Origin of the sequence: Curtobacterium sp. BRD11, assembly GCF_031844345.1 — a bacterium.
In the GTDB taxonomy this organism is placed as follows: domain Bacteria; phylum Actinomycetota; class Actinomycetes; order Actinomycetales; family Microbacteriaceae; genus Curtobacterium.
Genome location: NZ_JAUZUZ010000001.1, coordinates 288,588 through 306,551 on the forward strand (window position 1 = coordinate 288,588; position 17,964 = coordinate 306,551).

The window sequence follows — 17,964 nt, forward strand, 5'->3', positions numbered from 1 at the left end:
GGCGGATCAGGCCTCTCCGCCCGCGCTGCCGGTCGTGCCGGCGTTGACGTCGTGCAGGCGGTACTTGTCGATCGCCTGCTGGACGACGGCGTGGTCGACCTTGCCCTGCTTCGCGAGCTGCTGCAGCGTGCGCACCACGACGGACGGACCGTCGATGTGGAAGAAGCGGCGTGCCGCCGGACGGGTGTCCGAGAAGCCGAAGCCGTCGGCACCGAGCGTCGCGAAGTCGGTCGGGACGAACGGACGGATCTGCTCCTGCACGGCGTGCATGAAGTCGCTCACCGCCACGACCGGCCCCTCGGTGCCGAGCAGGCGCTCGGTCACGTACGGGGTGCGCGGCTGCTCGTTCGGGTTGAGGAACGCCTGCTGCTCGGCGTCGAGACCGTCACGGGTGAGTTCGCCCCAGCTCGTGACGCTCCAGACGTCGGCGGACACGCCCCAGTCCTCGGCGAGGAGCTGCTGCGCCTCGAGGATCCACGGCACCGCCACGCCGGACGCGAGCAGCTGGGCCTTCGGGCCGTCGTGCTCGCTCGGCTTGAGCAGGTACATGCCCTTGACGATGCCCTCGACGTCGACCCCCTCGGGCTCGGCGGGCTGCACGAGTGGCTCGTTGTAGACCGTCAGGTAGTACATGACGTTCGGGTCGTCGTGGGACGGCGAGCCGTCCTCGTTCGTCCCGTACATGCGCTCGAGGCCGGACCGGACGATGTGCCCGATCTCGTAGCCGTAGGCCGGGTCGTAGGACACGACCGCCGGGTTCGTCGCCGCGAGGAGCGGCGAGTGACCGTCGGCGTGCTGCAGGCCCTCGCCGGTCAGCGTGGTGCGCCCTGCGGTGGCACCGATCATGAAGCCGCGGACCATCTGGTCACCGGCGGCCCAGATCGCGTCGCCGGTGCGCTGGAACCCGAACTGCGAGTAGAAGACGTAGACCGGGATGAGCGGTTCGCCCTGCGTCGAGTACGAGGACCCGACGGCGATGAAGGCCGCGAGGGCGCCCGCCTCGTTGATGCCGACGTGGATGATCTGGCCCTGCGGGCTCTCCTTGTAGGCCAGGAGCAGCTCGCGGTCGACCGACGTGTAGTGCTGGCCGTTCGGGTTGTAGATCTTCGCGGTCGGGAAGTACGCGTCCATGCCGAACGTGCGCGCCTCGTCCGGGATGATCGGCACCACGCGGTTGCCGAAGTCCGGGGAGCGGAGCAGGTCCTTCAGCAGGCGGGCGAACGCCATGGTCGTGGCGACCTCCTGCTTGCCGGAGCCCTTCTTCACGACCTGGTACTTCGACTCCTCCGGCAGCGTGAACTGCGTGTACTTCGTCCGACGCTCCGGCACGTACCCGCCGAGCTCGCGGCGACGCTCGTGCATGTACTGGATCGCCTCGTCGTCGTGACCGGGGTGGTAGTACGGCGGGGTGTAGGGGTCCTCGTCGAGCTGTGCGTCGGAGATCGGGATGCGCATCTCGTCGCGGAACTGCTTGAGGTTGTCGAGCGTGAGCTTCTTCATCTGGTGGGTCGCGTTGCGCCCCTCGAAGCTCGGGCCGAGGCCGTAGCCCTTGACCGTCTTCGCCAGGATGACCGTCGGCTGGCCCTTGTGCTCGGTCGCGGCCTTGAACGCGGCGTAGACCTTGCGGTAGTCGTGCCCGCCGCGCTTGAGGTTCCAGATCTGGTCGTCCGTGTAGCCCTCGACGAGCTCGAGCGCCTTCGGGTCGCGCCCGAAGAAGTTCTCGCGGACGTAGGCGCCGTTCTCGGCCTTGTAGGTCTGGTAGTCGCCGTCCGGCGTCGCGTTCATCAGGTTGAGGAGCGCGCCCTCGGTGTCGCGGGCGAGCAGGTCGTCCCACTCGCGGCCCCAGACGACCTTGATGACGTTCCAGCCCGCGCCGCGGAAGAACGCCTCGAGCTCCTGGATGATCTTGCCGTTGCCGCGGACGGGTCCGTCGAGGCGCTGGAGGTTGCAGTTGATGACGAAGTTCAGGTTGTCGAGCCCGTCGTTCGCCGCGACCTGCAGCTGCCCGCGCGACTCGACCTCGTCCATCTCGCCGTCGCCGAGGAACGCCCAGACCTGCTGGTCGGAGGCGTCCTTGATGCCGCGGTTGGACAGGTACTTGGCCTGCTGGGCCTGGTAGATCGCGTTGATCGGGCCGATGCCCATCGACACGGTCGGGAACTGCCAGAAGTGCGGCATGAGGCGCGGGTGCGGGTAGGACGACAGTCCACCGCCCGCGTGCGACTTCTCCTGGCGGAAGCCGTCGAGCTGGTCCTCGCTGAGGCGGCCCTCCATGTAGGCGCGGGCGTACATGCCGGGGGAGGCGTGGCCCTGGAAGAAGACCTGGTCACCGCCGGACGGGTGGTCTTGCGCGCGGAAGAAGTGGTTGTAGCCGACCTCGTACATCGCGGCGCTCGACGCGTACGTCGAGATGTGCCCACCGACCGCGACGCCGGGGCGCTGGGCGCGGTGCACCGTGATCGCGGCGTTCCACCGGATCCACCGGCGGTAGCGGCGCTCGAGTTCCTCGTCACCGGGGAACTCCGGCTCGTCCTCGGGCGCGATCGTGTTGACGTAGTCGGTCGTCGGGACCATCGGCACGCCGAGGTGCAGCTCGTTCGAGCGCTTCAGCAGGCTCTGCATGATCTCGCGGGCCCGCTGGTGGCCGTGCGTCGCGACGAGTCCGTCGAGCGACTCACGCCACTCTGCGGTCTCCTCCGGGTCCTGGTCGGTCCCTGCGGTGCTGCGCGGGTCCTGGTCGTTCACCGTCACCCTTGACCTCGTTCGTTCTCGTGGTGGTGGACATGGGGGCCACCGATGGTCGGGTCACGACCGGTCGGAGCCCACACCACCTTAGGCCCCACGACCGACGCCTTCGCTGATGGTGTCGTGCAGGTGGTACTTGCGTCCTGGTGCGGTCGGCGTACGATTGCCGATCGTGCACGGACGACCCGCACGTGCGCACGCGACACGGGCACACCCCACGCCCGAGGAAGAAGCAGCGCACCGATGGCCCTGGAGATCGGCTCCCTCGCGCCGGACTTCGAGCTCCCGAACCAGTTCGGCGAGCACGTCCGCCTCAGCGACTTCCGTGGCGTCCGCCCGGTCGCCCTCGTCTTCTTCCCGCTGGCGTTCTCGTCCGGCTGCACGAACGAGCTCTGCACCCTGCAGGACAACATCGCGATGTTCGAGGACCAGCGGGTCGAGCTGATCGGCATCTCCGTCGACTCGAAGGCCACGCTCCGCTCGTTCGCCGAGACGCACGGCTACGACTTCGAGCTGCTCGCCGACTTCTGGCCGCACGGCGCGGTGTCGAAGGAGTACGGCGTGTTCCTCGACAAGAAGGGCTTCGCGACCCGCGCGACGTTCGTCATCGACGTGCACGGTCGCATCAAGGCGTCGATCATCACCGAGCCCGGGCTGCAGCGCGACGTCGCCGAGTACCGCGAGGCGCTCGACCGTCTCGCCGCGTGCACCGCGCCGGTCCCGGTCGCCTGACCGTCCCCGCGAGCCCCTACGCACCCTGGCCGGTGACCGACGCGGCCGCCGCGTGGTCGCTCCGGAGCACCACGGTGCCCACCGGCAGCGGGCCCGTGGTGGTGCACCACCGTCCCGGTGCCGACCCGGTGCTGCTGCTCCACGGCGTGGCGGGGTCGTGGACGACCTGGACGCCGTTGCTGGCCGCCGCCGGTGGTGTCGGCGCGCGGGGTCTCGTGCTCGTCGACCTGCCCGGGTGGGGGTCCTCGCCGGCGCCCGCGGGGCCGTTCACCGTGGACGACGGCGTCCGCGTGCTGCTGGAGGTCCTCGACGCCCTCGCCGTGGGGTCGGTCGACGTCGTCGGGCACTCGATGGGCGCGTTCGTCGCGCTCCACCTCGCCGTGGTCGCTCCCGAGCGTGTCGGGTCGCTCGGGCTCGTGTCGGGCACGACGATCGCGACCGTGCGGGCCTCCGGCCGGCCCTGGCGTGCGCTCGCGTCCCTCCCCGCGTTCACGCTGCTGCGGGCCGGGCTCCTCGTGACGGGTCGTCGGGCGAGGGCGATCCTCCGTGGCACCGCCCGCGTCGGACTCCTGCCGCTCGTCGCCGCACCCGTGTTCGCGCACGTCCGTCGACTGGACCCGAGTGTCCTCGACGCCTTCGTCGACGAGTTCCGGCCCGAGCGCTTCACGGCTGCCGCCCGGGACGCCGCCGGCTACGACGTCGACCGCTGGCGCTCGGTCGGCTGCCCGGTGGCTGCGGTGCTCGGCCGCGGGGACGTCTTCGCCCGGGTGTCCGACCTCGACGACCTGCGCGGCCTGGTGCCGGGAGCCCGGACGGCCGTGCTCGACGACTGCGGGCACTTCGCACACGTCGAGCACCCCGGTGCCGTGGCGGCGTTCCTCGGACTCACCTCCGCACCGGCCTGACGGGTCGGGCCGTTCCGCAGCGGTCGTCCGACGGCGCCGCGCCCCCAGCGCGGCCGTGCGAGCGCGGCCCCGCTCAGCCCGCCACTGCCCCGGCGGGGAACGTCTCCGCGATGCGGGACCGCACCTCGGTCACCACCGCGCGTCGCATCGCCGGCGAGAACAGCGCGTGGTCGCCGTCCGGGACCTCCACGACCGAGACCTTCGCACCCCAGCGGCGGACGGCGCGACGGCCGCCGTACCGCTCGAAGCGTTCGATGTCCTCCGGCGCCGCGACCACGACGACGTCCGTGCCGTGCTCGACGATCGGGCCGAGGTGGCCGACGACGCCGCCGAGCGCCCCGCGGCGGGCGATCGCGTCGCGGACCCGCGCCGGGACGAGGCGGTTGTAGGGAGCGCGGAGCGCGCGACGGAGCCGGGACGCGTCGGCCACCGCCTGCGCGGACCCGGCGTACGAGCCCGGAGCCGCGGGCGTGCGGCGGTAGTCGTTCGGACTGATCTCCACCACGAGCCGCGGGTGCTCGTCGACCGCGCGGCCGGCGAGCCACGCACCGGCGCACATGCCGACGATGGCGAGCCGCTCGGAGGGGACCCGCAACGCCGCGACCACCTCGTGCTGGTCGTCGACCCACTCCTGCGCGAACAGGAAGGCGTCCTCGTCGGCGCGCACGTCCGAGCTCTCCCCGGTACCCCGCCGGTCGACGCGCACGACGCGGGCGCCGTCACGGGCCAGCGTCCGCGCGAGGGCGACCTGGTAGTCGACGGCGCCGGTCCGGTGCTCGGCGCCGCCGTTGTGGAGCAGCACCACCGGGGCGTCCTCGTCCTGGGCGGAGGACACGGTCTCGACGGCGAAGAGCCCGTCCGGGCCGATGCGGAGCACCCGCTCGGACACGCGGTCGTCGACGTCCAGCACCTCGTCGAGCGCGGGCGGGGTCGTCGGAGCAGCGGTGGCGGGTGCCCAGGCGTCCAGCCGACCGACCACGGCGTCGACGGCGTCCGCCGGGATCCGGGCGTCGATGCTCGTGCCGTCGAGGAGCTCGGCGGTGCCGTCCACCTCGAGGACCTCGACCGGGCCGAGTCCGCGCGGCGGGACGGCACCCGGGCGGACGACGGCGACCGTCGTCGCGGAGCGTGGCGCGTACGCCAGGGCGCCGACGACGGCGGTCTCGGCGGGTCCGAGGTCGATGCCCACGAGCGACTCGACCCCTTCCACGATCCGGTCGGGGCCGATCGTGATCGTCGCGAGCGCCCGCTGCCGTCGCAGCCAGGCACGTCCGGACGCCGGGGCGTCCCAGACGACCAGGGCGTCGTCGTCACCGACGGCGGCGGCCGCGACCAGGGCTGCCGAGGCGAGACCCACGAACGCGATGCGCTCGACCCCCGACCGGCGCAGCACCGCCGCGGCGGCGCGAGCGGACCGGACCTGCGCGTCGGGGTCGCCGTCGTCCGCGGAGTCCCCACGTCCGGACGGGTCGTAGCGCACCGAGGCCACGCCACGGGCCTCCAGGCCGTCCGCCAGCAGCCGCAGCGTGCGGTAGGCGATGACGCCCTCCTGCCCGAGCGGCGGGCAGAGGACCACGCCGGCGCGTGCGGTCGGCGGGAGCTGCACGGCGAGGCGCAGCGCGGGCGACCCCGACCAGCCGTGGTGGGTGGTCACAGCGCCAGGGCCGCGCGGACGTCGGTCGTCCAGCGGTCCGGGTCGGTGCCGTGCGCGGCGAACAGGGCGATCGTGATGCGCTCGAGGCCGAACGCGGTGCAGGCGCTGTGGGCCACCTCGCCGTCGGCGGTGCGGAGACCGAACGACGTGCCGAAGTGGTCCTCGTGCAGGTTCGCCGACGAGATCGCCGTCGCCTCGTGCTCGGGCCCGTACACGGGGGTGACGAACTCGTACTTCAGCGACTGCTCGACCTGGTTCCGGGCGAGCATCTGGCCGACACGACCGAAGAACGGGTCGTTCGCCGGGACGACGTCGATCGCCAGACCGAAGGACTCGAGCAGGGCGCGCATGCCCGGGGTGCGGCCGTCGCGGTGCGCCTTCGCCGACTCGGGGGTGCCGACGTGCACGAACTCGTGCATGTGGAAGGCCTGCAGTCGCATCGGGTCGAGCGAGGGCTCGCGGCGGAACGAGTCGCCGACGATGTCGAACGTCCGACCACCGGCCGGCACCGTGTCGCCGATCAGCCCGTACAGCGGGTGGCAGACGGCCGGGGTCAGCATGAGGTCGGCGGGCTCGAGGAACGACTCCCAGCGCTCGCCGCGACCCCGGGCGGCCAGCAGTGCGCGGTGCGTCCGGTCGTCGCCGGTGAAGCCGGAGATCGACGCGGCGAGGTCCGGGAACGACGCGATGTAGTCCGTCCGCTCGAACGCGGCGAGCGGCTCGACCGGCGGGAAGCGCAGGACCTCGGCGTCGAGGTCGGCCTGGCTCCGCACGACGGCGGCGTCGACCGCGCCGTACACGCGCTCGAAGACGCCGGTGCGGCCGTAGAGCCCGGGGGAGCCGAGGTCGACGAGGACCCGGTCGGTGAGCAGACGTCCGCGCAGGTCGGCGCGCGCGGCGTCGAGGTCGGACGTGGTGGTGTGGTCGGTGATGGTCACAGGAGTGCTCCGCTCATGAGTGCCAGTGCGGCGTCGTTCTGCAGGAGCCGGTCGTTGCTCACCATGACGGCGGCTCCGTGGGCGTCCCGGAGGTGTCGGGCGATGCTCAGCGGCCCGGTCGCGGCGAACCCGGCGATGCCGACGATGCGCATCGCGGTCGTCACGATGTCGACGACCCGCTCCGATGCGGCGATCTTCAGGGCGTTGGCGGCGAGTGCGTACGCGGGGGAGCCGAGCACCGTCGCGTCGTCGGCGGACCGGTCGAAGCGCTCCGCGGCGTGGCGGACCGCGTCCGCGAGGGTCTGCAGCTCCACCAGGAGCTCGGCGAGCCGGAGGGCTCCCGGCGGGGTCGTCCCGACCGCGGCCCGCGCCTGCTTCCGCACGGCCTGCCGGGCGCGTTCGGCGGCGCCGGCGGCGATGCCGGTCCAGACCGACGCCCACAGCACGTGCGAGACCGGCAGGACCGTCTGCGCCGAGATCGTCGCGTAGTCGTCGCGGAGCACCCGGTCCTCGTGGGTGTCGGCGTCGAGCACCCAGCCGTTGCTGCAGGTGCCGCGGAGACCGAGGGTGTCCCAGGTCGAGGTCTGCGTGAGGGTCGTGTCCTCGGGCAGGCAGACGACGAGACGCTGGTCCGAGGGCGCGGCGTCGGGGTCGCGACGGGCGGTGACGAACACCGCGTCGGCCTCGGTCGCGTAGGAGATGACGGGCGCCTCCTTGTGCAGGTGGATGCGACCAGCGGTGGAGACCTCGATGGCGCAGGTGCTCCGGCGCGCGTCGCCACCGATGCCCTTCTCGGTCGTCGAGGACGCCACGAGCGCTCCGGCCAGGACGGCCTCGGTCATCGCGGTGACACCGAGGCCGACGCCGCCGTGCCGCCAGAGCGCCATCGCCTGTCCGTGGTGCATCGCGAAGACCATCCCGGTCGCGGCGCACGCCCGCCCGAGGGCCGTGGCGATCGTCGAGAGCTCGGCGAGGGTGGCTCCCTCGCCACCGAGTGCGGTCGGGACGGCGGCCGCCAGGAGGCCGTGCTCCTTCATCGCCGCGATCGCCTCGCGGGGCGGACGGGCGTCGCGGTCGACCTCGTCGGCGTGCCGGGCGGCGACCTCGGCGACGAGTGCGGCGCGGAGGGCGAAGCGGTCGACGGGCGTGGTCGCTCCGGTCGTGTCCGGGCCGACGGGAACCGACGGGTCGTCCAGGACGGGGGTGCTCACGCTGCTGCCTCCGCGGCGGCCGCGATCGACTCGATCGTGGCGAAGGTCGAGCGGTGCAGCACGGCGTCGGGGAACTCCACGTCGAGCTCGTTCTCCACCGCGAGCATCACGTTCACGGTGGCGTGCGAGGTCAGGCCGAGCGCGTACAGGTCGGCGATCGAGGCGATGTCGGACGCGTCGACGGTGAGGTGTCCGTGGTCGGCGAGGGCCCGTCGGACGGCCTGCTCGGCGCCGGGCGCGGCGAGGGCGACGGGGGCGGGTGCGGAGGTCGGGTCCTGGTGCATGCGAGCAACGATAGGGAGCATGCGGGCCCGGAAAACCGCCGTGCACGTGCGTGATCCCGCACGTGCGCCGCAAGGAACGCGGGACCGGGTCGGTCAGCGTCGGGACAGCGCCACGGCGGTCGCCAGCGCCAGCCCCCGTTCGTGTGACAACGACACCGCGACCGGTCCGCAGCCGACCGCCGCGGCGAGCTCGGCGGCGCGGCCGGAGAGCTCGACGACCGGGGCGCCGGCGGCGTCCAGCACCACCGCGACGTCCGTCGGGGGGACCGCGTCGCCCGGCGCGGGTCGCAGCAGCTTCAGCACGGCCTCCTTGCCGGCGAAGCGGGCGGCCAGACGCTCGGGGTCGTCACCGCAGTCGGCGCGCTCGCGGTCGGTGAACACCCGCGACAGGTAGCGCTCGCCGTGTGCGGCGATGCCCGCGACGACGTCCTCGACCGCCGCGAGGTCGGTACCGGTCCGGATCGTCGTCACGGGTGCAGCGTACGGCTCGCAGCCACGCGGTGGCACCACGTCGTCGCCGCGTGGCCGCGAGCCGCCCCCGATCCCGGAGCCGACCCCCGTCAGCGGTACTGCGGCGGCCAGTCGAACGGCGCCGGCAGGTGCGGCACCTCGCCGATCGTGGTGACGACGAGCACGACCTCGCGACGGTTCGTCAACGCGATCGACCGCGGGTTGCCGAGGTACCGGTGTCCGTCGACCCAGGTCGTCAGCTCCCCGTGCAGCCCGCCGACGCGCCCCGCGCCGAGCGAGACGTCCCACTCGTCGAAGAACTGCCCGAGTGTGAACGTCTGCCGGGTCGGCGACTCGACGTGCAGGATGCCGGAGGTGTCGTGGGTGTGGAGCTCGGCGGCGAACCGCTCCCGCGACGAGTGCCCGACGTCGCCCGGGACCGTCACCGGTGTCGAGCCGTCCAGGATCGTCAGGTGCGTGTGCACGTGCTCGGCGAGCGGTTCGCCCCAGACGTTCCGCAGGCCCGCCGCTTCGGCGCGCGTCTGCAGGTCGGTCGGTGCCGGCCAGGGAGGCGCGGTGCGGGTCGTCCCCGCCGCCGGCGCCGTGCAGAGGGCGAGCAGGAGGACGGCCACCGCCGCGACGAGCGTGACGACGACGCTCCGGGGCGCCGTCCGCGCACCGCCCGTCCGCGGGGCCCGGCCGGTTCGCGTGCCGGGCCGGCGGCTCACCACCGGTCGTGCACGGTGGCGCGGAACCACCGGTCGTAGAGCTCGTGCACCGTGCTGTCGAGGGCGCCGAGGTCGAGTGCGCCGCCGTCGACCAGGTCCGGTGCTCCGGCGTTCGAGCGGGCCTGCTCGGGGTTCCTGGCGCCCGGGATGGCGGCGGTGACGCCGTCCTGCGCGACGATCCACGCGAGCGCCGCCTGCGGGACCGAGATGCCCTCGGGCAGCGCCGCCGCGAACGCCCGGGCGGCCTGCACGCCGTCCGCGAAGTCGACGCCGCTGAACGTCTCGCCCTGGTCGAAGGCCTCGCCGTGACGGTTGTAGTTGCGGTGGTCGCCCTCGCTGAACGTGGTCTCGGTCGTGTACTTCCCGGAGAGCAGTCCCGATGCCAACGGCACGCGCGCGAGGATCCCGACCCCTGCCTCTCGTGCGGCCGGCAGCACGCGGTCCAGCGGCTTGAGCCGGAACGCGTTGAGGATGACCTGCACGCTCGCGACGTGCGGGCGGGCGATCGCGGTGAGCGCCTGGTCCGCGGTCTCGACGGAGACGCCGTACGCGGCGACCGACCCGTCGGCGACGAGGGCGTCGAGGGCGTCGTACACGGCGTCGTCCTCGAAGACCGCGGTCGGCGGGCAGTGCAGCTGCACGAGGTCGAGGGTGTCCTGCCGGAGGTTGCGCCGGGAGCGGTCGACCCACTCGCGGAAGTTGGCCGCGACGTAGTTCGCGGGGACCTGGTCGGCGCGTCGACCCATCTTGGTCGTCACGGTGAGCGGCACGTCGGGGTTGGCCTGTCGCCATGCCCCGATGAGCTGCTCGCTGCGACCGTCGCCGTACACGTCGGCGGTGTCGAAGAGGGTGACGCCGGACTCGACCGAGGCGTCCATCACGGCGGCGGCGTCCTGCTCGCTGACGGGACCCCAGTCACCGCCGAACTGCCAGGTGCCGAGGCCGACGACGGACACGGAGCGGCCGGTGCGGCCGAGGGTGCGACTCTGCATGCGGACGAGCGTAGTCACGGCAGCCGCGGACGTCCCGTGACGATCCCCGGGGCGCAGGGCCGGCTCAGGACTCGGTCGGTCGGGACTCCGTCGGGTACGGCTCGGTCCCGACCCCGCGACGGAGCAGTGCCCGTGCTGCGCGGGCGCAGGGGACGACCCAGAGCGCGGACCACGCGCCGATCCCGACCCAGAGCGCGACGAGCAACCCCGTCAGGAGCGGGCCGTGCTGGTCCGCCATCGAGAGCGTCATCGCGGTCCAGAGCACGCAGAGGACGATCTTGCCCCAACCGGCGCCCTCGCGGTCGGCCTGCGCCTGCAGCGCCGGGACCCACTCGTCGGCCGTGACGCCCGGCGGCACACGCTGTTCCGCGACCCATCGCTGCACGGCCGCCGATCGCTTGTAGCCGCCGGCGGCTCGCCAGGCCCGCAGCTGCGTCCAGACGCCGATGGCCGCACCGGCGATCCCCGCGGGCACACCGACCCCGACGAGCAGCGCCGTCGTGGTCGTCAGCCAGGACGACGCGACGAGCACCGCGAGCACCACGCCGAAGGCCGCGCCGGCCACGGCGCTGCCGAGGAGCCGCAGCCGCCCGGACTCGTCCACCACACCGACACCGTCCACGAGGACGACGCTACCCGCGACGGACGACCGTCCGCTGCGAGCGCGCGGGGTGCCCGGTGGGGCATGATCGACCGGTGTCCTCCCTGAACCCGACCGCCGTGTACCGCGCCGCCCGTGACGAACTGCTCGCGGTCCTCGACGAGCACGACACCGAGCGTGCCGAGGCCGTCCGACGTGCGTTCCGCTGGCCCGACCTCGGCCGGACCTTCAACTGGGCGACCGACTGGTTCGACGTGGTCGCCCGTGGGAACGACCGCGTGGCGCTGTGGATCGTCGACGAGGACGGCGGCTCGCGCACGACGTACGCCGAGATGGCCGCCCGCTCCGACCGGCTCGCGGTCCGCCTGGACCGGCTCGGGGTCCGGAAGGGCGACCACGTGCTCCTGATGCTCGGCAACCAGCTCGAGCTGTGGGAGACGATGCTGGCGGTGATGAAGCTCGGCGCGGTCATCCTGCCGACCTCGACCATGCTCGACACCGCCGACCTGCAGGACCGCATCGACCGCGGCGGCGTCGCGCACGTCGTCACGAACCACGGGGAGACGCCGAAGTTCGACGGGGTGACGGGTGCTCCGTCGCGCATCGTGGTCGGGGGAGCGGTCGACGGCTGGACGTCCTACCCGGACGACCTCGGTACCCCGGCGCCGGCGGACGAGGTGCGGCCCGTGGTCACCACGAGCACCGACGACCCCTGCCTGGTGTACTTCACGTCGGGCACCACCTCGCGGCCGAAGATGGTCGTGCACACGCAGGCGTCGTACCCGGTCGGCCACCTCAGCACGATGCACTGGCTCGGACTCCGGCCCGGCGACGTGCACCTGGCCATCAGTTCACCCGGGTGGGGCAAGCACGCCTGGAGCTGCTTCTTCGCGCCGTGGATCGCCGAGGCGACCGTCTTCGTGTACGACACGCCGCGCTTCGACCCGGCAGGGCTCCTCGCGCAGCTCGACGAGGCCGGCGTCGACACGTTCTGCGCGCCGCCGACCGCCTGGCGGATGCTCCTGCAGTCCGACCTCGGACCGAGGCCGCGCGCGCTGCGCGAGGTGGTGTCCGCGGGCGAGCCGCTCAACCCCGAGGTGATCGCCCGTGTCCAGGCGGCCTGGGGCCTGACGATCCGCGACGGCTACGGCCAGACCGAGACGACGGCGATCATCGGCAACGTGCCCGGTGGGGCGATGACACCCGGGGCGATGGGTCGTCCGCTGCCCGGGGTGGCCGTGACGCTGCTCGACCCGCTGTCCGGGCGCGTCGGGGACGAGGGCGAGGTCTGCCTCGACCTGACCGAGCGGCCGACGAACCTGATGGCCGGGTACCTCGGCGACCCGGAGCGCACCGCCGACGCGATGCGGGACGGCTTCTTCCACACCGGCGACATCGCGGTCCGCGACGCGGACGGGCAGCTGACCTTCATCGGCCGGACCGACGACGTCTTCAAGTCCTCCGACTACAAGGTGTCGCCGTTCGAGGTCGAGAGCGCCCTGCTGCAGCACGACGCCGTGGCCGAGAGCGCCGTCGTCCCCGCACCGGACGACGCACGGCTGAACGTCGTGAAGGCCTACGTCACGCTCGCGGCCGGGTGGGAGCCGACGGCCGAGACCGCTCGTGCGGTGCTCGAGCACGCACGGGTCGCGCTCCCGGCGTACGCCCGGGTCCGCCGGGTCGAGTTCGGGCAGCTGCCGAAGACGATCTCGGGCAAGATCCGACGGGTCGAGCTCCGCGAGCGCGAGGAGTCCGCGGCGTCGGGCGGTGTGTCGGTCGAGGGGGAGTGGCGGGACGACCAGTTCCCGGAGCTCCGTTCGGTGGGACGGGCTCAGGCGACGCGGAAGAAGTCGCCGTAGGTCGGCTCGGGCGGGACGTCGCCGTGCGTGCGGTGGTGCACGAGGGCGTCGATCTCGTCGGGGTGCCGCAGGCCGCGGCGGTGCCACTCGTGGGGGTGGCGCTGGAGTTCGCGGAGGTCGTTCGCGGTGCGCACCGTGCTCACGCCCCGAGGGTGACGACGGTGACGGCAGCGGTGGCGACGGTCACGGCGACGATGCCGAGGCTGGTCGCCAGGGTGGCGAGGACCCGTCCACGGGCTGCCTCCCGGACCTCGGAGAACTGCGAGTGCGTCGCGTCGATGGTGCTCATGGCCGGCCCTTCCCGTGCTGTGGGTCGCCGCCGATCGGCGACTGGGGCCAGCTTGCTCCGATTTCTCTAGTTTGTCTAACTACCGAAGTGGATGCGTACGCATATCGGCCATCGCACCCGGGCGGGCGGCGCCGTCGGCCTCGTCCGCGGGTGAGTCGGCGCCCATCGCGTCGATCACCTCGGCGAAGAACGCCTGCATCTCGACCACCGTCTGCGGCGACAGCCGGTCGGCCGCGGCGATCATCCGGGCGTGCACGTCGGTGAGTTCGGACCGGACCTCGTCGTCGCTGTGCACGGTCGCGACCAGCAGGGCGCCGCGGCCGTCCGCCGGGTCCGGCCGGCGTTCGGCGTGCCCGCTGGCGACGAGTCGCTTGACGACGGCCGTGGTCGACGCCGACGTGATCCCGAGGTGCGCGGTCAGGTCGCCCGGCCGCACCGCGCGGCCCTGCTCCGCGGCGCGCAGCAGGAAGCGGACCGCCTCCATGTCGGTCGCGTTCATCCCCATCGACCGGCGCTTGCGCTCGCGCATCGCGACCTCGGCGGCGCGGTAGCGCCGCATCGCGGTGAGCAGTTCGACACCGGTCCTCGCCGGCCGGTCCGGGTACCAGTACCCGGACGTCCCGTGCGTGCCGTCCTCGGTCATCGCAGCCTCCTCACCTCGTCCGCCCGACAGTACCGAGCCGGTCCGGGCGCGCGGGGAGCAGCGGGGTACGTGACGAGGGTCGGCGACCCACGACACCGGTCTCGAGCGGACCACCCGGCGGACGGGAGGCGCGAGGCGGGTCGGCCACGGGCCTCCCGTCCGGCACGCACCGGCTCACTGCCGCGGAGCGGCTCGTCCCGCAGCGGTCTCGTCCCGACGCGCGGACGAGGACCGGGTGCGGCGGCCGATCCGTGACCCGAACACAGACCGGCCGCCCGTGCCGTGGTGCCTGACCCGCACCACGACGTCTCGATTGAACACGATCCTGCTGTGAGCGCAAGCCCACAGCCGCTGCGCGCAGTGCGTGCAGCCGACGTCCAGACACGCGGTCGCCGGGGCGCGCCGGAGATCGCGCGTCCGGACCGAGGAGGCCCGAGCGCCGTAGGCTCCGTGAGGAGAACTCGTCACGGGAGACGGAAGGCCGGCATGACCAGCACCACCACCAGCAGCCACCCCGCACCCGGCGCCGCACACGGCGCCCGGACGACCCAGGCCACCGCCTCCGTCGCCGCGATCCTCGCCGAGTCCGCGGCGCGGTTCCCGGACGACGTCGCGGTCGTCGTGGGGGACCAGCGGACCACGTACGCCGAGCTGTGGCAGCAGACCCTCGCCTACGCCGGCGGCCTCCGCGCGCGCGGTGTGCGTGAGGGCGACCGCGTCGCGATGCTCGTGCCGAACGTCGCCGACTTCCCGCGCGTCTACTACGCCGTCCTCGCGCTCGGCGCGGTGGTCGTGCCGGTGCACGCGCTGCTCAAGCGCGGGGAGATCGAGTTCGTGCTCCGCGACAGCGACGCCCGACTGCTCGTCTGCGCAGCCCCCCTGCTCGGCGAGGGTGGCGCCGGGGCGACAGCCGCCGGCGTCGACGTGCTCAGCGTGCTCGCCCCGGCGGACGCCGAGGGAGCTCCGGACCGACTCGAGACCGTCGCCGCGACGAGCGAACCGCTCGACACCTACGTCCCGCGCCACCCGTTCGACACCGCCACGATCCTGTACACGAGCGGGACGACCGGGAAGCCCAAGGGCGCCGAGGGCTCCCACTTCGCCCTGCTCGAACAGGTCAACACGTGCCTGCTCACGACCTTCGACATGCGTCGGGGTGACGTCCTGCTCGGTGCGCTGCCGCTCTTCCACACCTTCGGGCAGACCTGCACCATGAACACCGGGTTCCGCGCCGGCGCGACGATCGTCATGCTGCCGAGGTTCGACGGCGACGCCGCACTCGCGGCCATGGTCGAGCACGACACGGCGATCTTCATGGGCGTCCCGACGATGTACATCGCGCTGCTCGACGCCGCGACCCGGTCCGAGGCCCGACCGCACCTGCGGTACGCGATCTCCGGCGGGGCATCGCTGCCGCTCGCCGTGCTCGAACGGTTCCAGCAGGTGTTCGACGCGCCGGTCCACGAGGGGTACGGGCTCACCGAGACCTCGCCGGTGGCGTCGTTCAACCACGTCGGGGCCACCCCGCGCCCGGGCACCATCGGGACGCCGATCTGGGGTGTCGACATCGAGATCGCCGACCCCGAGGTCACGGACCGCACCGTCCTGCTGCCGCGCGGCGAGATCGGCGAGCTGGTGATCCGCGGCCACAACCTGATGAACGGCTACCTGAACCGACCCGAGGCCACGGCCGAGGCGATCGTCGACGGGTGGTTCCGCACGGGCGACCTCGGGCGGAAGGACGACGACGGGTACCTCACCATCGTCGACCGCACGAAGGACATGATCATCCGCAACGGCTACAACGTGTACCCCCGGCAGGTGGAGGAGGTCCTCGCCGCCCACCCGGACGTCACGATGGCCGCCGTGTTCGGGATCCCGCACGAGGTGCACGGGCAGGAGGTCGCCGCGGCGGTCGTGCTCCGTCAGGGCGCCGAGGTGACCTCGGAGGAGCTGATCCGCTTCGTCGCCGACGAGATCGCCGTGTACAAGTACCCGCGGGTCGTGCACGTGGTGGACGCCCTGCCCCTGGGGCCGAGCGGGAAGGTGCTCAAGCGGGAGCTCGTCGAGCGGTTCGGCTGAGCGCCCCGCGGCGGGGTCGTCGGTCCGGAGCGCGGCTCGCGCTCCGGACCGGTCGCGATCGTGCTCGCGGCCGACCGTCGCCGACGTCAGCGGGCGCGTGGACCGGGCGCCGCCCGGCGGCGGCGTTGCTCGTCAGCCGTGGCCACGACGAGGAACACCGCCCCGATCACCGCAGGACCGTGGACAGGGTGTTCCCACCGAGCGTCTAGGATCGACTCCAGGGGCCTTTAGCTCAGCTGGTAGAGCGCCACGTTTACACCGTGGATGTCGTCGGTTCGATCCCGGCAGGGCCCACCAGAAAAACCCAGTTCAGGCCCCACCATGCGGAAATAATGTGTGGCCGACGGGAGGAGAATCCGGGCAGCTGCCGGTGAGCTGCCGGTGTCTAACCTGGGAGCTGGGGGATTGAGGTGTGCGCGCCGCGGTTGACGCTGGGAGAAGCATGCACGCCGCTCGGCCCGCTTGAAGTGGTGCCTGAGATTGTGCCGCGATCGTGCCCTCCAATGACTGCACGCTGATGGCCTCTTCGCAGCGACGCTGTGCCAAGCCAGGGGTAGCGAAGAGTCGCCGAACTTGGAGTGTAAGTCGGGCGAGTACGTCGACAATCGAGTTCCATGACGGTGAGCCGCGTCATACAGGCGGTCTACTGGCTAGACCTTGGTCCAATCCCGGCCCTATCGAATTTCACCGTGCAAGCCGCGCTAAGGTCAGGTTCGACAGATGATGCATCGGAGCGGCGCCCCTTGCGTTGACCCTACAACCTCCAGAATCTAGGCATGCTCTCCCTCGTTCTCTCCATCTATGCGGCTTTGGTTGCGACCTTCGCGCTGCTGTTCAACTACTTCAAAGAGCCAGTGCCGCTTATGCACGTGATCCGTAACGATGTGTCGGCCGAGTACGGAAAGCCCTACTGGTCGCTGTATTTCCGTAACCTCGGGGCAGGGTCAGCGCGGCACGTCAAGGTACGAACTCGACAGGGCAAGGCCCGATGGACGCCCTGGACGAGCCTCGCTCCGGTCTTGGATGCCAAGAGTGAGGTCGGCCACAGGGTGCCACTTACTGAAGAGGAGTACGCCGCGTTAGCGTCGGAGCCAGCTCGTTCGTCTTGGCGAGTGCAGTTCCGCTGGACGCAAGGCCCCGTCTCCTTCGTTGGCCAGCGCCGGCTCACTGTTCGTCCCGACCACTACTGGACTCGTGAACAGTCAGACGCTTGGGGTTAGCTGCTGACCGCTGGCTTCTTCCTGCCGTGCCTGTCGGGACCGTGAACGGCGGCGTCCAATCTTGGCTCGCCAAAAACTGATCTAGTGGCAGTGTCATCGCCTTTACCATCTCGGGATGTTCGTGAATGTCTTTGATTCGGTGACCGATCATGTAAAGCGTCGGCACCTTGGTATCAGGCCAAGCGATGTCGCGACGCACTGCCACGAGAAGATCAGCCATGAGTCGCATCGTCACCAAGTTCGGCGGATTCAAGTTGGCTGAAGTGCGCCACCGGTAAAATGTCTCGATCACTTCGTCCGAACCCCAAACCGTCACGAAGCCCTGAAAGTTCGTAATGACGTCTTCCATACCGGCCAGAGCGGCCGCGCTCCGATTCGGAGTGAGAAGGTCGTTTAGCGTTGTGAGGAAGGGCTGATACAGCTCGAACTTTTTCTGCGCTGTGCGCTCCTCAAGCGCTCTAAGACGTGCAGCCTCCGCCTCTGCGTGTTGCGCTCTGCCCGCGGCCCGCGACGCCAGAATGCTGGAGATCACGGCGACGGCGACGGGGACGGCAAGGGTGACGATTTGCAGCCATAGAGGAAGTGTCATGCGTGGGAGTCTTGCATCGACCGCCGTCGATCGGCATCACGA

17 protein-coding genes and 1 tRNA gene are annotated in these 17,964 nt (G+C 71.8%); 5 read left to right on the plus strand and 13 right to left on the minus strand.

Annotated elements, in window-relative coordinates; all coding sequences use genetic code 11:
* Positions 1 to 6: 6 nt before the first annotated feature.
* Positions 7 to 2,751: a pyruvate dehydrogenase (acetyl-transferring), homodimeric type gene (gene aceE, locus Q9R28_RS01255; protein ID WP_311205320.1), complete on the minus strand. Its 2,745-nt coding sequence runs from the start codon at positions 2,749 to 2,751 to the stop codon at positions 7 to 9.
* Between the two features lie 237 nt (positions 2,752 to 2,988).
* Between aceE and Q9R28_RS01260 the strand changes: the two genes are divergently transcribed.
* Both Q9R28_RS01260 and Q9R28_RS01265 read left to right on the plus strand, forming a co-directional pair.
* Positions 2,989 to 3,477, plus strand: coding sequence for a peroxiredoxin (locus tag Q9R28_RS01260; protein WP_066653934.1), 489 nt, complete (start codon positions 2,989 to 2,991; stop codon positions 3,475 to 3,477).
* Between the two features lie 32 nt (positions 3,478 to 3,509).
* Positions 3,510 to 4,382, plus strand: coding sequence for an alpha/beta hydrolase (locus Q9R28_RS01265; protein WP_311205321.1), 873 nt, complete (start codon positions 3,510 to 3,512; stop codon positions 4,380 to 4,382).
* Between the two features lie 73 nt (positions 4,383 to 4,455).
* On the opposite strand, the gene Q9R28_RS01270 is transcribed toward Q9R28_RS01265, so the two are convergent.
* The 8 genes from Q9R28_RS01270 to Q9R28_RS01305 all read right to left on the minus strand — a co-directional run bounded on the left by Q9R28_RS01270 (position 4,456) and on the right by Q9R28_RS01305 (position 11,261).
* On the minus strand, positions 4,456 to 6,036 hold the full coding sequence (locus Q9R28_RS01270; protein WP_311205322.1) for an alpha/beta hydrolase: 1,581 nt from the start codon (positions 6,034 to 6,036) through the stop codon (positions 4,456 to 4,458).
* Entirely contained in the window at positions 6,033 to 6,974 is a 942-nt protein-coding gene (locus tag Q9R28_RS01275; protein WP_209682971.1) for an amino acid--[acyl-carrier-protein] ligase, read from the minus strand. Before Q9R28_RS01275 ends, Q9R28_RS01270 begins: the two co-directional genes overlap by 4 nt.
* Complete coding sequence (locus Q9R28_RS01280) at positions 6,971 to 8,185, minus strand: acyl-CoA dehydrogenase family protein (RefSeq protein ID WP_209682968.1); 1,215 nt, start codon at positions 8,183 to 8,185, stop codon at positions 6,971 to 6,973. The genes Q9R28_RS01275 and Q9R28_RS01280 overlap by 4 nt, the downstream gene beginning before the upstream one ends.
* Positions 8,182 to 8,469 (minus strand): acyl carrier protein, encoded by a 288-nt coding sequence (locus tag Q9R28_RS01285; RefSeq protein WP_209682965.1) that lies wholly within the window; start codon positions 8,467 to 8,469, stop codon positions 8,182 to 8,184. Before Q9R28_RS01285 ends, Q9R28_RS01280 begins: the two co-directional genes overlap by 4 nt.
* Positions 8,470 to 8,562: 93 nt before the next feature.
* The gene (locus Q9R28_RS01290; protein ID WP_081984813.1) at positions 8,563 to 8,940 is read right to left on the minus strand and encodes a holo-ACP synthase; all 378 of its coding nucleotides are present in this window, start codon (positions 8,938 to 8,940) and stop codon (positions 8,563 to 8,565) included.
* Between the two features lie 89 nt (positions 8,941 to 9,029).
* A complete protein-coding gene (locus tag Q9R28_RS01295; RefSeq protein ID WP_311205323.1) occupies positions 9,030 to 9,551 on the minus strand; it encodes a hypothetical protein in 522 nt (173 codons plus the stop codon).
* A gap of 92 nt (positions 9,552 to 9,643) precedes the next feature.
* Positions 9,644 to 10,639, minus strand: coding sequence for an aldo/keto reductase (locus tag Q9R28_RS01300; protein WP_209682957.1), 996 nt, complete (start codon positions 10,637 to 10,639; stop codon positions 9,644 to 9,646).
* Positions 10,640 to 10,703: 64 nt separating this feature from the next.
* On the minus strand, positions 10,704 to 11,261 hold the full coding sequence (locus Q9R28_RS01305) for a hypothetical protein (RefSeq protein ID WP_311205324.1): 558 nt from the start codon (positions 11,259 to 11,261) through the stop codon (positions 10,704 to 10,706).
* A gap of 74 nt (positions 11,262 to 11,335) precedes the next feature.
* On the opposite strand from Q9R28_RS01305, the gene Q9R28_RS01310 reads away from it, so the two are divergent.
* On the plus strand, positions 11,336 to 13,099 hold the full coding sequence (locus tag Q9R28_RS01310) for an AMP-binding protein (protein WP_311205325.1): 1,764 nt from the start codon (positions 11,336 to 11,338) through the stop codon (positions 13,097 to 13,099).
* On the opposite strand, the gene Q9R28_RS01315 is transcribed toward Q9R28_RS01310, so the two are convergent.
* From Q9R28_RS01315 to Q9R28_RS01325, 3 genes are all read right to left on the minus strand, one after another.
* The gene (locus tag Q9R28_RS01315; RefSeq protein WP_158407745.1) at positions 13,072 to 13,242 is read right to left on the minus strand and encodes a hypothetical protein; all 171 of its coding nucleotides are present in this window, start codon (positions 13,240 to 13,242) and stop codon (positions 13,072 to 13,074) included. The genes Q9R28_RS01310 and Q9R28_RS01315 overlap by 28 nt on opposite strands.
* On the minus strand, positions 13,239 to 13,388 hold the full coding sequence (locus Q9R28_RS01320) for a hypothetical protein (protein ID WP_158407746.1): 150 nt from the start codon (positions 13,386 to 13,388) through the stop codon (positions 13,239 to 13,241). Before Q9R28_RS01320 ends, Q9R28_RS01315 begins: the two co-directional genes overlap by 4 nt.
* 79 nt (positions 13,389 to 13,467) lie before the next feature.
* Positions 13,468 to 14,031, minus strand: coding sequence for a MarR family winged helix-turn-helix transcriptional regulator (locus tag Q9R28_RS01325; RefSeq protein ID WP_066653947.1), 564 nt, complete (start codon positions 14,029 to 14,031; stop codon positions 13,468 to 13,470).
* A gap of 486 nt (positions 14,032 to 14,517) precedes the next feature.
* Here Q9R28_RS01325 and Q9R28_RS01330 point away from each other — a divergent pair, with 486 nt between their 5' ends.
* Both Q9R28_RS01330 and Q9R28_RS01335 read left to right on the plus strand, forming a co-directional pair.
* Positions 14,518 to 16,113, plus strand: a complete 1,596-nt coding sequence (locus Q9R28_RS01330) for a long-chain fatty acid--CoA ligase (protein WP_081984815.1) — start codon at positions 14,518 to 14,520, stop codon at positions 16,111 to 16,113.
* Positions 16,114 to 16,334: 221 nt separating this feature from the next.
* Positions 16,335 to 16,410 (plus strand) — tRNA-Val (locus Q9R28_RS01335).
* 867 nt (positions 16,411 to 17,277) lie between these two features.
* On the opposite strand, the gene Q9R28_RS01340 is transcribed toward Q9R28_RS01335, so the two are convergent.
* Positions 17,278 to 17,922 (minus strand): hypothetical protein, encoded by a 645-nt coding sequence (locus Q9R28_RS01340; protein ID WP_144411285.1) that lies wholly within the window; start codon positions 17,920 to 17,922, stop codon positions 17,278 to 17,280.
* Between the last annotated feature and the right edge of the window lie 42 nt (positions 17,923 to 17,964).